This is a genomic window from Clostridium sardiniense, from assembly GCF_019753795.1.
Lineage (GTDB): Bacteria > Bacillota > Clostridia > Clostridiales > Clostridiaceae > Clostridium > Clostridium sardiniense.
Window position 1 is genome coordinate 313,031 of the sequence record NZ_JAIKTU010000001.1, and the last position, 15,036, is coordinate 328,066.

At 28.4% G+C, this 15,036-nt stretch carries 11 protein-coding genes; 3 read left to right on the forward strand and 8 right to left on the reverse strand.

The genetic code is table 11. The features are described 5' to 3' along the window. The first annotated feature begins 78 nt into the window (after positions 1 to 78). Complete coding sequence (locus tag K5V21_RS01390; RefSeq protein WP_221858500.1) at positions 79 to 2,952, forward strand: LamG-like jellyroll fold domain-containing protein; 2,874 nt, start codon at positions 79 to 81, stop codon at positions 2,950 to 2,952. 236 nt (positions 2,953 to 3,188) lie between these two features. Here the strand turns inward: K5V21_RS01390 and K5V21_RS01395 are convergent, their stop codons facing one another. The 6 genes from K5V21_RS01395 to K5V21_RS01420 form a co-directional block, all read right to left on the reverse strand. Further along, on the reverse strand, positions 3,189 to 4,703 hold the full coding sequence (locus tag K5V21_RS01395; RefSeq protein ID WP_221858502.1) for a bifunctional metallophosphatase/5'-nucleotidase: 1,515 nt from the start codon (positions 4,701 to 4,703) through the stop codon (positions 3,189 to 3,191). 75 nt (positions 4,704 to 4,778) lie between these two features. Beyond that, positions 4,779 to 6,032 (reverse strand): ABC transporter substrate-binding protein, encoded by a 1,254-nt coding sequence (locus K5V21_RS01400; RefSeq protein ID WP_221858503.1) that lies wholly within the window; start codon positions 6,030 to 6,032, stop codon positions 4,779 to 4,781. Between the two features lie 17 nt (positions 6,033 to 6,049). After that, positions 6,050 to 7,348 (reverse strand): MBL fold metallo-hydrolase, encoded by a 1,299-nt coding sequence (locus tag K5V21_RS01405; protein ID WP_221858504.1) that lies wholly within the window; start codon positions 7,346 to 7,348, stop codon positions 6,050 to 6,052. Beyond that, entirely contained in the window at positions 7,332 to 8,150 is an 819-nt protein-coding gene (locus tag K5V21_RS01410) for a carbohydrate ABC transporter permease (RefSeq protein WP_221858505.1), read from the reverse strand. Before K5V21_RS01410 ends, K5V21_RS01405 begins: the two co-directional genes overlap by 17 nt. Before the next feature lie 8 nt (positions 8,151 to 8,158). Beyond that, positions 8,159 to 9,055, reverse strand: coding sequence for a carbohydrate ABC transporter permease (locus K5V21_RS01415; protein ID WP_221858507.1), 897 nt, complete (start codon positions 9,053 to 9,055; stop codon positions 8,159 to 8,161). Continuing rightward, complete coding sequence (locus tag K5V21_RS01420; protein ID WP_221858509.1) at positions 9,055 to 10,125, reverse strand: ABC transporter ATP-binding protein; 1,071 nt, start codon at positions 10,123 to 10,125, stop codon at positions 9,055 to 9,057. Before K5V21_RS01420 ends, K5V21_RS01415 begins: the two co-directional genes overlap by 1 nt. Positions 10,126 to 10,519: 394 nt before the next feature. Between K5V21_RS01420 and K5V21_RS01425 the strand changes: the two genes are divergently transcribed. After that, entirely contained in the window at positions 10,520 to 11,686 is a 1,167-nt protein-coding gene (locus K5V21_RS01425) for a cyclically-permuted mutarotase family protein (protein ID WP_221858511.1), read from the forward strand. A 247-nt stretch (positions 11,687 to 11,933) separates the two neighbouring features. Here K5V21_RS01425 and K5V21_RS01430 read toward each other — a convergent pair whose 3' ends face one another. Together K5V21_RS01430 and K5V21_RS01435 are read right to left on the reverse strand one after the other, a co-directional pair. Then, positions 11,934 to 12,284, reverse strand: coding sequence for a thioredoxin domain-containing protein (locus K5V21_RS01430; protein WP_221858513.1), 351 nt, complete (start codon positions 12,282 to 12,284; stop codon positions 11,934 to 11,936). 312 nt (positions 12,285 to 12,596) lie between these two features. Continuing rightward, positions 12,597 to 13,628, reverse strand: a complete 1,032-nt coding sequence (locus K5V21_RS01435) for a PocR ligand-binding domain-containing protein (protein ID WP_221858515.1) — start codon at positions 13,626 to 13,628, stop codon at positions 12,597 to 12,599. A 269-nt stretch (positions 13,629 to 13,897) separates the two neighbouring features. Here K5V21_RS01435 and K5V21_RS01440 point away from each other — a divergent pair, with 269 nt between their 5' ends. Then, positions 13,898 to 15,034, forward strand: coding sequence for a glycerol dehydrogenase (locus tag K5V21_RS01440; protein WP_221858517.1), 1,137 nt, complete (start codon positions 13,898 to 13,900; stop codon positions 15,032 to 15,034). The last annotated feature ends 2 nt before the right edge of the window (positions 15,035 to 15,036 follow it).

Sequence of the window (15,036 nt, forward strand, 5' to 3'; positions counted from 1 at the left end):
GGTGATTATTGAGATTTTTTATTAAAATATAATATAAAATAATGATGTGAAAAATTACGTTGTTAATGGAGGAAAATTATGAGAAAAAGGTGTGTTAGTATTACTCTAATAGCTATTATGTTAATTACAAGTTGCTTTAATTCTAAACTAGCTATGGCTGAAAATTTATCAAAATATGATTTAAGTAATTCATTGCTAGGACATTATGTATTTGATAACAATAGTATAAATAATATGACAGTTACGAATATTGCTAAAACTGGAGAGGTATATAATGGGAGACTAGGTTCATTAAGTAATGTTAACTCAACTAACATAAGGGTAGATAGGGGGATTTCAGGAGAAGGATTAAAATTTGATGGAACAGAAAGTTATTTTAGAATACCAAAAGTAATAAATGCAAAGGAAAATTATACAATTTCACTATGGATATATAATAATGTAACACAGCCAACTAACTCAACATCAATAAATATTATACAACAAACAGGGGTTGGGAGAACACTTTTATATTTAAAGAATAAAAAGTATGGGAGTTTTGTTTCAGGAAGTGACGTTATATCTGATAACATAGAAGACTATGGAAAATGGCAAAATGTTATTATAACGAGTAAGGTTAACGATGACAAAACTATCACTTTTCAAATATATTCAAATGGAGAATTACTTAAAGAAGAATTAATTAAGGATATAAACTTAATTAATGGAGGTATTACAGATTTACAGTTTGGATGTCATAAAAATCCAGGTACAGGATATTCATTCAAAGGTACGATAGATAGTGTTCGTATTTATAATAAATCAGCGGACAAAAATATGATCAATGCATTATTTGATGAACATAAAAATGTAATTGTTTTCGATGAGTTAAATAATTTAATTAAAGAGGCTACGGAGCTTTTAGAAAATGGAATATTAACAGATGAATACAGTGAGTATACAGATTTATATAATAAAATTGAAGAAGTTAAAAATATTACTATAAATTCATCTTATAATGAGATAATGGGAGCAAAGGCAGAACTACAATTACTAATTGATATATATACAGAAGTGGTGGAAAAATTGCCAGTAAAAATATCAATTGATTATAATAATGTAATTAAAAATATACCGGATTATATGTTTGGAGTAAATCATAGATATCATATGGATGGTTATGGAAGTTATAATCCAGAAACAGAAGATTTATATGATGAATTTAGACAACTATCAGATAGTGCTAAATTTGGATCAGTAAGATATCCAGGAGGAATTGTAGCTAATTTATTTCAATGGAAAAGGTCTATTGGGAATATAGAAAATCGTATTACAACTATTCATGGGAATTGGAATGAACCTACTATTACACCTAACTTTGGTTTAGATGAGGCTGCTAAATATATTATTGACGAAAGTAACAGTGAGATGGTTTATGTATATGGATTTGGTAACGGCTCAGCTTTAGATGCGGCTGACTTAGTTGAATACTTAAACTGTGAAGTTGGACAAAATCCAAATGGTGGTATTGATTGGGCTCAAGTTCGTGCTGATAATGGTCATATTGAACCTTATAATGTTAAAATGTTTGAAATAGGTAATGAGGTTGACGAAGGTCGTGGATATTGGTTACAAAATAGCCCTGATCAATGGTCAGGAAGTGGATTAGATGTTGCAACAATGTATGCAGAAGGTGCAGTTAGAACATTTGAAAAAGAAAAAGTAGCAGAAATAGATAATTGGAACACATCTGTTGATAAATCAAAGGCATCATATTTTAGTGATGGAACAGCAAATCAAAAGAAATATATGCGTTATGCAAATGATGTAACTGATCAAATAGATAAATCAAAAAAAGTTAAAAGTGATAGTGTACATGTATATGTAAATAATGAAGAGTGGACAATTGTAAATGAGATTAAGAAAGCAGGGGCAAATGAAAAAGTAGCTCAAGTTAATTATGAAAATGGAGAAATACTTTTTGGTGATGGAGTAAATGGTGCAATTCCTGTTAAAGATTCAGACATTAGAGTATCATATACTGTTTACAAAGATGGTTTAGCTGATTACTACGAAGAAATGAAAAAAGTTGATCCAGAAATTAAAATATATTCAGGATATTCAAATTCAAATATAGCTCAAGCGATTAATCAATCTGAGAAAGCGAGTAAAGATGGTGGGAAATTTGATGGCATAGCTGTACATCCATACTCTCATACTCAAGGTCAAATACAAGATAATGATCCATTATTTTATGAAAAAATAATGGAAAAAATTGAAACTAGTGTTGTAGGACAGATTAGAAGTAGAGAGGATGCTTTAAAGAGATATTGGCCAGATGGAAGTAAGGAAGTAGCAATATCAGAATATGGAATATTTAATCATCCTAGTGATGTTGTACAATCACAAACACATGCTATATATATTGCATCAAATATTATGGAATTTATGAAGTTTAATACCGCTTATACTAATAAGCATTGTTTAATAGATTTTCCCGGTGGAGATATATTAGGGCCTGGTAAACAAGCCTTAATACAATCTATACAACAAGCAGATGGAAGCTATAGATTTTATGGAACACCTTCTTTAAAGGTATTTAGCATATTAAATGAAATGACAGCTAATAATCTTATAGAAAGTAACATTAAAAACAATAAAAAGTTCTACAATAATGTAGATTCCATTCATTCAATGATAACTAAAGATAAAGATAATATTTATGTTCTTCTTATAAATATGAATAGAGATGAAAACCTTACAGTTGAATTTGATATAGATGGGGAAGTAGTACAAAATAATAAAATAGAAACAATGACACTTTCAGGAGATGATGTTTATGATATTAACTCTTTGGATAATCCGAATAATGTAGATATAGTTAAAGGGGAAGCTATTATAGACCTTGATAAAATTCAATATGAGGTTCCAGCACATTCTGTTGTAGGATTAAAACTAAAATTAAAGAATTAAGGTGAAGTACCAGAAGTTGATAAGGTAGCATTAAAATAATAATATATTTAAGAATTATTTATAATAAAAAGCCTCACTTAAAGATGATACGGATAATAATATCATAAGTAGGTGAGGTTTTTATTTAATGTGGCTTTAATTTAATATAGTGATAATATAGAAGTTAAATATAAAAGCTACTAATATAAGTAGCCTTTTTAAGTAGAAAATATTAAATATTAAATATATTAATCAGCCTAATACTTAACTATATAATTACTTTCATCCACTAAATCAATGTTATCTTTCTTTTGTAAATAATCCATTATGATTTCACTCATATCTAGATTAATTTCCTTTAATACTTCAGAATTCTCATAAGCTGGGTAAACAGAAGTATTACTAGCTCTATAATTACTTAAAACTATAGTATAGTAATCATACATATTAATTGTTTCGTTATTCTTTTTCATAGAAACAACTCTATCTCCAAATTCCTTTGATAAATCTATTTCGTATGTTAGACCACCGTATGTGTCATAGTTATAATTTTGTACCTTTGGAAGAAGGAAGTCCTTACTTATATGTACTTCATTATCTGTAACAACAAAGTATGTAGCACTTTTTTCAATAGCCTCTTTTAATTGAGATCCTTTAATCTTTAGAACCTTTAAAGTATTTGCATAAGGATAATTAATTAGTACATCTTTAATAGTTATATCTTTCTTAAATCCTATTGCACAGTCAAATAATGAAAGAGCAGAGAAGTCGGCATTAGAAATATCAAGCTGAATTTGATGTAATAGATTAATAAAAGGATGTCCTTTTAATCTAGCTAAGAAAATATCATCAATAATTATATCTTTATCTAAATGACCAATTTCAGTATCTAAAAAGTCTTTTAAATCATCTTGAACGCTTGTAAAAATTCTTTCTAAGTTTTCATCTATATTATCATTTAGCAATTTAACATCTACTAATTCATAGCTAAGTTCTTTTGTGTCAGTATCTAATATAATCTTAGTAAAAGTTTGTCCATTATTAAGTGGTTGAGAACAAATAACTCCTTTTACCTTAGTTATAAATGAACGATGTTGATGACCACTTAAAATGATATCAATTGAATTAAATTTTTCTAGTAATTCACTTCCTTGATTTTCTTTAGTTAAGCTTTCAGTTGGAGTCATATGATCATCTAAGCTTCTTTCAAATCCACCATGATAACATACAACAATTAAATCGGATTTTTCTTTTAATTCCTTTTCATATTTTGCATACATATCTACAGGATCTAAAAATTCTATGTTTTTTATATTATTTTCATTTTCCCAATTTGGTATAAATGATGTTGTAAGTCCAATACATCCAATTTTAAATCCATTAAAATCAAATATTTTATATGGTTTTGTATCAAAGGATAGGCCTTTAATATTAGCATTTATAACTTTATCTGAAACTTCAGAATATGAATTAGTTAGGTAGTCTAAGCCGTAATTAAATTCATGGTTTCCTAATACATAAGCATCATAATTTATTTTTTCTAATCCTTGGATTATAGGATTACTTTTAAAATCTTTTCTAGATAAATAATTTGTAAGTACTGACCCTTGAATTAAGTCTCCACAATCAATCTTTAAAGATGCATCATAATTTTTTTCATCTTTAAGAATATAACTTCCTATTTTAAGGATTCCAAGATTTTGATCAGTTACGTAATTAGTTGGATATACAAATCCATGTAGGTCGCTTGTTTGATATATAGCAATTTTCATAAAATTTCTCCTTTAATAAAAAAGGTGACTTAAAAACTACATTTAAGACACCTTTTTATTTATATTATAATTCTTTTATTCCCAAGTTGAACTTAAAGTATTTTTAAATTCTTCTAACTTTTTATTTACATCTGAATTAGTGTCAGATAAGATACCTTCTAATACTGTGTTGATTTCACGGAATGCACTATCAGCACCAGGTACAACAGGCATTATATATAAGTCTTTAGTTGCATCTGATAAGATTTTAGCTGTTAAGCTTCCAGAATTCTTATATTCATCTGATTCAATAGAACTCTTTCTAATTGGCATATATCCAGTTTCTTTAGCCCAAGTTATTTGATTTTCTTTAGTAGTTAAGAATTTTAAGTATTCATATGCTGCAGTTCTTTGTTCAGGTGTTGCATTTTGGAATACGTATAAATCAGTACCTTGTTGGATAGATGTTTTTGCAGGGTATGGAGCAGCACCAACTTCAAATTTATCGCCAACTCCTAATTTAACAAAAGTTTCTCCAGCCATTGAACCAATGTACATACCAACAGTTTCATTTGCAAATGGTCCTGATAGATATTTATCTGTTCCAGCTATTCTAAAGTATCCTTCTTTTATACCCTTTAAGTAATAGTCAGCAGCTTTAACTGAAGTTTCACTAGTTACATCAAAGTTAGGGTCAAATGTTTGTCCTTCATTTTTTAAGAAAGTAGTATAGTAAGTATTTAGTGAATCAAATCCAGCTCCTGGTATACCTTTCTTTTCTTTTATTGTCTTAGAAACATTAACAAATTCTTCGTAAGTTGTTGGTACTTTTAATTTTAATTCATCGAATAATGTTTTGTTGTACCAAATAACTTCTGTTGATTTATTAAAAGGTATTCCATATGTCTTTCCATCTATAGTTGTTGCTTCTCTAAGGCTTGGTAAGATATCATCATAATTATCAAATTTAAGTGTTTCATTATTTATATATTGACCTAAATCAACAACTAGATTATCTTTAACTGCATTTAACATCCAATCAGGATATGCTTGAGTCATTGTTGGTAGATCTTTTGGACTTGAAACAGTTGAAGTTATTTTTTGTTGTAAGTCTGGGTAACTTGATTGGTTTTGTAGTGTTACCTTAATGTTTGAGTTTTCAGATGTAAACTTTTCTGTTAGCTTTTGAAGAGATTTTTCTTGCTCTCCATTCATTGCATGCCAGAATGTTATCTCAACTGGCTCCTTAATTTCTGTTACTATTTCATCATTTCCTTTACCTCCTGTACTAGCACAACCAGTAAGTAATCCTAGCGATAGCATTAAAGGTAATATTTTTTTTAATTTCATAATTCTCTTTCCCCCCACTAAATAGTTTGTTTTTTTTCTGGTAATAATATATCTCCACATTCATTGTAAAGTCTCTCAGGACGATATGAATGAATAGGGACTAACAACTTAGGTTTTATTAAATTTATTATTTCAATTAGGTCGTATGGATGAGCATGACCACTACATGATACTCTAACAAATTCAATATTATGTTCTCCAAACTTTTCTACAAAAGGCACATAGCTTGGATCAAAATCTCCTAATGGAACTGCATTTGAGTGAATATAAATTCCATTAGATTTTAATTTATCAATATGCTTAAGAGCATTTGAATCTAATTGCCAGAAGAATTCTCCTGTGTCATCTAAAAGTGTTTCAAAATCAATCTTATAATTTTTATCTAGCCCATACTCTTTATCATCTAATTGATAGTAATAAGATTGATATCCTGTAGCTTCCTTAAGTACATATGAGTAATACGCATCTAAAACTACTTTTCTAGGATTAGTCTTTATTATATTTAAAATTCTTTCTATGTTAGAAATATAATAATTAAATGTTATTTGTTTTTCAGGATTGTTTTTAACAATTTCATTTATCTTTTCTATTAACTCAGGTTCATTTGATATTTCTCTATCACTTACATCCTCATCAAACTCTTGGAATGAAACACTAACACCTTCTATTAATAGAACATCACATTTTTCACTTTCTTTGCAGAAGTTTAATGTAGCATCTTTTCTATAACCATGAAGTCTAATATCTCCAGTATAAGATATTACTAAATCTGGAGTTTCTATTAATAATCCACTAGCACCATAAGCATCGTGGTCAACTGGCATTACCTTTACTTTAATTTTCCCAACATTTATAACTTCATTTTCAGAAACACCTACGATTTCTCTAGTGTTAGCCCCTTCATTTTTTTCATAAAGAGGGAATAGAAAATCATCATTAATATTTAAAGTATTTAATAATGATTTAGTACCTTCTAAAGTATATAAAGGTATATTAGGATTTAAGTAATTAACAATTTTAGAATGATCTAAATGAACGTGTGATAAAAATACTGCTGTATTTTTAAAGTTATCTTCCTTTGATTCATATCCAACCAAAGGTATTTTAGGATCAAACATATTATTTAAATATGGAACCAAATTCTCATCTAATAATCCTTGAAGATCTTCAGGTTGTACCTCTGCTTTGGGATTATATTCGCTACCAAAATCAAAGAATATATGACTATCCTCATAAGTAATTTCTATAATAGTTCCACCAATAGTTAGGATACCATTGTGGAAAGTAATTCTAGTTTTTTTATCCTTTAATACCACTCTTAACAACTCCTCTAATAATTTGTTTTCTAAAGATTAAATATAAGATTAAAATTGGTACAATGGCTATTGTTGATGCAGCCATTTGTAATTGTACGTTTGTACCACTTTCTGTTGCGAAAGAACTTAATCCATTACTTAAAAGTCTCATCTCTTTACTGTTAGTTACAAGTATTGGCCATAGGAATGAATTCCATCCATTAATAAAGCTAAGTATTCCCATTGTGAATAATGAAGGTTTAGCTAAAGGAATTAAAATTCTCTTTATAAATTCTAAATCGGAGCATCCGTCAACTTTAGCAGCCTTATAGTAGGAGATAGGTATACTTGTAAGATATTCTTTTAAGTAGAATATATAAAATACACTTGCAAGGGATGGAACTATTAATGCTACATAACTATCTAATAAGCCAAGCTTTGCGATTGTTTGATAGTTTGTAAATACTACAACTTCATAAGGTACCATTAATAATGCAATCATACCAAGCATTAATACATTTTTAAATTTGAACTCTAATTTAACTAGAGCAAATGCAGCAAGTATAGATGTTAATATTGTTCCAATTGTTGATAATCCTGCAACTAAAATAGTATTAAAGAAATATCTAACAAAAGGAGCTTGCTTCATTGCTAGTGAAAAGTTTTCCCACTGAAACTTATCTGGGAAAAGTTTTGGTGGAATACTAGTTGCTTCTTGGAAAGTCATAAGACTTGACAAAATCATATATACAAATGGAAATAGCGTAATAAGCGCCATGATAATAATAAATGTTTTTGATAAAACTAAATTAATCTTCTTCATACTTTCACCTATTTAGATAATTTTTTTAATATTCGATTTTGAATTAATGTGAAAATTAAAATTAATATAAATAAAATAACTGCAGCAGCCATACCTTGACCATAACGATTTTCTACATAGAACTTATTAAATACATAGAAAACAGCGGTAGTAGCACTATCTGCAATACCAGCTTTTCCATTGAATATAGAAAATACCTGAGCATATACCTTAAATGCATTAATAAAATTAACCATCAATAGGAATGTAATAATTGGTAGCATTTGTGGAAGAGTTATTCTAAAGAATTGCTCAACCTTTGAGGCGCCAAACATATCTGCAACTTTATAATAATCTTTATTAACATTTCTTAGCCCAGAAAGTAATATAATTATATTAAAAGCAAGTCCAGACCAAATACCAAATATAATGAGAGTAACCATACTCATAGCAGGATTGTCTAAGAAGTTTACTGGATCAACACCTACAATACCTAATAAGTAATTTACAAATCCATAGTCTTTATTTAATAAAAACCTAAACACAATACCAACTGCGATAATGCTAGTTAAATATGGTATAAAAAATATAGTCTCAAATATTTGTTTGTGTTTTATCTTCTCGTAAATTGTAATAGCAATAAACATTGAAATAATAAGCCCTAAGGGCACAACAACGAATGCATAAATTGATGTGTTTGTTATTGCCTTATGAAATTTTGGATCTTGCAATACAAATTCATAATTCTTTACTCCATTAAATGCTAAGTTATTTAAAGTTCCTTTTTGGAAGGACATAATGAAGGTTTTGATTAATGGTAATACATTAAATATTCCTATTATTATCAAAGCAGGCAGAAGGAATAGCCATGCCTGTGGAGAATTCTCAGCTCTGTACTTAAACTTTTTAAATTTAAACTTTCTCATTAGTACACTCTATCTCCATTCTCTTTGAATATGTAAATACCACTATAATCAATATCAAGACTTACTTTATCACCTTCAGAAACTTTATTGCTTATATCTGTAATTAATCTTGCATCTATACCATTAATGTTAAAGTTTAATATGCAATCTTTTCCTATTAATTCAACATAATTAATTTCAGCTTTAAATAAAGGAGAATTACTTATTTTAAAATATTCAGGTCTAATACCAACTATATAATTTTCTTCATTTAATTCTTGTTTAAATCTATTTTTATCTAATAGACTTAAATCAATTGAAAGGTCTTTGCTTTCCAAAACATTTCCTGTTTTCTTCATATCGAATATATTAATAATTGGATTTCCCATAAATTTAGCTACAAATAAATTTGTAGGTTCTAAATATAAATTTTGAGGAATATCGAATTGTTGAACAATACCTTCATTCATAAGTACTATTCTGTCACTTATAGACAAAGCTTCTTCTTGGTCGTGAGTAACGAATATAGTAGTGATTCCAATCTCCTTAACAAGCTTTCTTATTTCTTCTCTTATTCTTAATCTAAGTCTTGCATCTAGATTACTTAAAGGCTCGTCCAATAAAAGAATCTTAGGATTTTGAACTAATGCTCTTGTAATAGCAACTCTTTGTTGTTGACCTCCTGACATTTCACCAGGTTTCTTGTCAGCTAACTCCTCAATACTTGTAATTTTCATATACTTCTTTGCAATTTCCATTGCTTCATTTTTAGTTTTCTTTTTATTTCCAACAGTAAGAGGAAACATAACATTTTCAAGTACAGACATATGAGGATATAAAGCATAGTTTTGGAATACTAATCCTATATTTCTATCCTTAGGATGCTTGTCAATAACTGACTCATTATCAAATCTAATATCTCCGCTAGTAGGATCTAATAATCCAGCAAGTAGATTAAGTATAGTAGTTTTACCACAACCACTAGGTCCTAAAAGGCAGATAAGTTCACCTTCATTAATCTGAAGATCAATACTTTTTAGAGCTTCATAACCATTGTTATAAACCTTTTTTAGTTTTTCGATATGTATCATAGTTCACCTCTATTATTAATATTTGATTTTTCTCAATACACTTTAGTATTTTGTTCATTATTTAGATTATATTGCCACCTTTATAATACAACAATGTGTAAAATTATTAAAGATTTTTTAAACAATTTTATATTTATGTGAATTTTTTTAACATAATTTTAACTAAAACAAAAATTTTCAACAAAAATTTAACTTATTTTTATTAAAATGAGGAAAGTGATATAGTTTTATATCCTTTTTATATGTGTCTTTTTCAAACATTTTATCTTACTCCTAGCTTTTTAGAATATTCTTATGTTACTAATTAATTGCCATTAAAACGATTTCATGATAATATTATTAATAGGTAAATATTAACAAAGCTCTATAAAAAACTGTTTGTTAGGAGGAGAAGATGGGAAAGTTATTAAAGTCTATTGTAGCTATAGCAGCTACATCATTAATTCTTGTAGGATGCACTACTAATGGCACAAAGGATCAAGGGGAAACATCTAATAGTAAGAAGGAAATAAAAAAAATTCTCTGGGAACAAGGAGGAGAATTGGAGGCCCAAAAAGGTTATAGTAAAAATATTGGTACCGCAGGTGTACTTGCAGGTAAATCAAATGGTTTTATTATTGTTGGTGGGGGTGCCAATTTTCCTGACGAGCCAGCTGCAAAAGGTGGAAAAAAGAAAGTATATCCAGATATCTATGTATTAAAAGAAGAGGATGGAAAATTAAATCAGGTAAATCATACAACATTAGACTATGAAATTGGTTACGGAAGTTCAATAACTACTGACGAAGGAGTTTATTATGTTGGTGGAAGTCCAGATGAAAAAGAAGGAGATAATGTCACACTTATTACAGCTGATGATAAGGGTAATATAACTACAAAACACATAGGGGATTTACCGTTCACTTTTAGTGATAGTATTGCAGTAAAAAAGGATAAGAATATATATGTTGGACTTGGAAAGCAAAATGGAAAGCCAAGCAATAAATTCTTTAAATTCGATACTGAAAATGGCCAAACAGAGGAATTAGAATCTATTCCCGGAGAAGCTACTAGAAATCAAGCTGTAGCTCAAATTTTAGGAGATAATATATATGTATTTAGTGGTGGAGATAAGGTTGCTTATACAGATGGATACAAGTATGATGTAAAAAATAATTCATGGAGTAAGGTATCTGATGTTAAAATCGGAGATGAAGATATTTCTCTTTTAGGAGCAAATTCAGTTAAATTAAATGAAGATGAAATGCTTGTAATAGGTGGTTTCAATAAAAAGATATATGACAATGCTGTAGAGAAGTTAGGATCATCAAAGGATAAAGAATTAGATGATTTTAAACAGTCTTATTTTGGAGCAGATCCTCAAGAGTTTAATTGGAACAAAAAAATGTTAATTTATAATGCTGCTACTGATAAATGGACATCCATAGGAGAAGTACCATTTAATGCACCTTGTGGAGAGGGATTAGTTCTTGATAAAGACCATATATATTCAATAAATGGAGAAATCAAGCCTGGTACTAGAACAGACAAAATTTATTCTGGAACTTTAATTTATAAATAATATAATATTAAAATAACTTGGATATGTAAGAATTTTAGTTAATATTACTGAGAATTAATAAATATTGAATATTAAATAGATAATTATATAGAAACCGTATTGAAACATAGAGGTATTATTGCTGAAGTTTTAATATGGTTTTTTATATAAGAATATTGTAAGTTTAATAATAAAAGAAATAAACAAAAAAATAGTCTTAGATATTGATAAAACATATCTAAGACTATTTCTTATAACTTAGGCTTATTTATTTTAATAGATTTAATATTTCATCTTCTGGAAGTGAAGAATCACAACGAACTTCTATTTCTCCCTTTTTACCAACAATAAATCCTGGGACAGTTGCAATATTATATTGATCTCTAAATGAATTAAGTCCATCATCTGAAGAATTTTGACTATCTACATAATAAATAGTTGTATTAATTTCATTAGCTAATCCACTTAATTTTTTAGCAAACTTACGGCAAAATGGACATGTTCCTCTACCAATATAAACAACAGTTAAATCTTTAGTAGATAATAACTTATCTGCTTCTGTAGAAAGTACTTTTTCAAATAGTTTTACATCTTCTATATATGTGTCTTTTTCAAACATTTTATCTTCCTCCTAATTTTTCAAAATATTATACTAAAGCTATATTAAACTTATTATAGACCTGATATAAGAGAAATAGAACAGAATAATGAAATTGTTTATAATTTATTATTGTACTTCTTTTTTATTAATATTATAAAATAATTTTTTAAAAAGTTATTTAGAAAATTTAACGGAGCACTTAAACTTTCTAATGATGAAGTGTGTGATATTCATGAAACAATTAAAAATACAATAATATAGAGACAAGCTTAATAAAAGAGAAATATTAAAAATAGCCTTAGCACACTCAATAAGTAGCTAAGGCTATTTTTATTTTTTGTGATATTTTCTATATAGTGAAGGAGTTATACTTTCATGCTTTTTAAAGATTTTTATGAAATATCCAGATTCATTAAAACCAAGATTATCACTGACTTCTGAAATAGTTAAATCTGTTGATATGAGTAACTGCTTCGCCCATTCTATTTTTAGAAATGATAAGTATGAAGAGTAATTTTGCCCCACGTCCTTGGCAAATATTCTACTAAAATGACTAGGGCTTATATGACATAAATCAGAAGCTTTTTTAAGTGATACGTTTTCATTCTTATGAGAATAAATATATTCAATAGCTGGTTTTAAGATTGAATTATGTACTATATCTTTTTCATAAGATAAATCTTTTATATGGGAGTTTGTAATAGCATTAGAAAGCTCATCTTTTATATTTTTTATATTATTTACTTTATAACTAGATAAATCTAATTGATTATCAGAGGAGTTTTTATGTATAACTTCTTTTTCATAGAGTTCAAGAATAAGACTCTTATCTAGTGATTCTTCAACTATATAATTACATAATTGAAACAGCATTTCAGCAGTGTTTTTAACTTCTTCATAAGATAAACTTGGTATATTAGAATATAAATCATCTAATTGATCCATGTTATCATTTACAAAAGACTTTGAAGGTATAGTTAAAATATGCTCTAATGAATCTTCATCTTCTTTTTTATTTAATCTAACTTGGCCTGCCATTATGGCACCAATATATTTATCATCTACAATAATAGGAATTGCTATATCAACGATATTATAATGACAAAGATAAATATAAGGCTTATTTTCTCTAACTGCTTCAAGTCCACCCCTAGAATCACATTTTTGACAGTAAGATGATAACTTTGGATCTTTTCTAACAGCTTCACAAAATTGACTGCAAGAGCTGTGCTTAGATACCGGGATACCTTTATAATCAACTGTTATCATGGCCATTTTTGTAACTAGGGAAAGGGAATCTTGGAGTTTTTGCCATTTATCTAAATCAATAATTTTATTTAAATTTAGGTGTCTACTTTTCAATGAAATCTCCTTTCTTATTCTATTAATAATATAAAATTAATTTTATCACATAAATAATAAAAACTCTATTTTAGTGCCTATAACTTTGTACAAGAAAATAATGCCAATATCATAAAAGTATAATTATTTTAAATTGTAGCAAAATATTACGATTACAAATTGCAATATTTCATCATTATACTCCAATGAAAATAAATAATAGAGGGATTATAATGAACTTACGAAAACATTATCATAACAGGATAGTTAAGATTAAAGGAGGACTTTTTATGAGAAAAGCATTTATTTGCCCAACTAAATATGTTCAAGGAGAAGATGAACTATTAAATCTTGGGTACTTCGTGAAAACGTTTGGGGAATCAGCACTTTTAATTGCTCACAAAGATGATATAGAACGTGTAAGAGTTAAATTAGATAAAACAGCAGAGAAATTTGGTATTAAGTTTATAGAAAGTAACTTTAAAGGAGAATGCTCTAGAACTGAAGTTGCGAGATTACAACAATTAGCAAAAGAAAATTCTTGTGCTTGTACAATAGGTCTTGGTGGTGGAAAAGCTATAGATACTGCAAAGTGTGTTGCAGAGGGAGATGCATTAATAATAGTTCCAACTATAGCAGCTACAGATGCTCCTACTAGTCACTCAGCAGTATTATATACAGAAGATGGAGCATTTGATGATTATGCATATTTCAAACAAAGTCCAAGTGTAGTACTTGTAGATACTACAGTAATTGCAAATGCACCAACAAGATTTTTAGTTTCAGGTATGGGAGATGCTTTATCAACATATTTTGAAGCAAGAGCTACATCAGAATCTTATTCAAATGTAAATGCAGGATTACCTTGTGGAGTTAGAGAAGGAGACTGTGGACGTGCGAGAGGAACTAATGCAGCATTAGTACTTGCAAAACTATGTTATGAAACATTACTTAATGATGGTAAGAAAGCAAAGGAAGCTTGTGACTGTAACTTAGTAACTAAAGCATTAGAAAATATAATTGAAACTAATATACTTTTATCAGGTTTAGGATTTGAAAGTGGTGGATTAGCAGCAGCACATGCTATTCATGACGGATTAACTATATTAGAAGGAACACATAAGTACTTCCATGGTGAAAAAGTTGCTTTTGGAACTATTGCACAATTAGTTCTTGAAAATGCACCAACTGAAGAAATAAATGAAGTACTAGATTTTTGTTTAGAAGTAGGATTACCAGTATGTCTTTCAGATATAGGTGTTGATGAAATTTCAAATGAAGAGTTAATGGAAGTAGCTATAAAGTCTTGTATTCCAGAGGAATCAGTTCATTCAATGCCATTTGATATAGCAGTAGAAGAAGTAGCAGCAGCAATAGTAGTAGCCGACAAGATTGGTAAAGAATATAAAATTAATAGAGGTAGATAAAA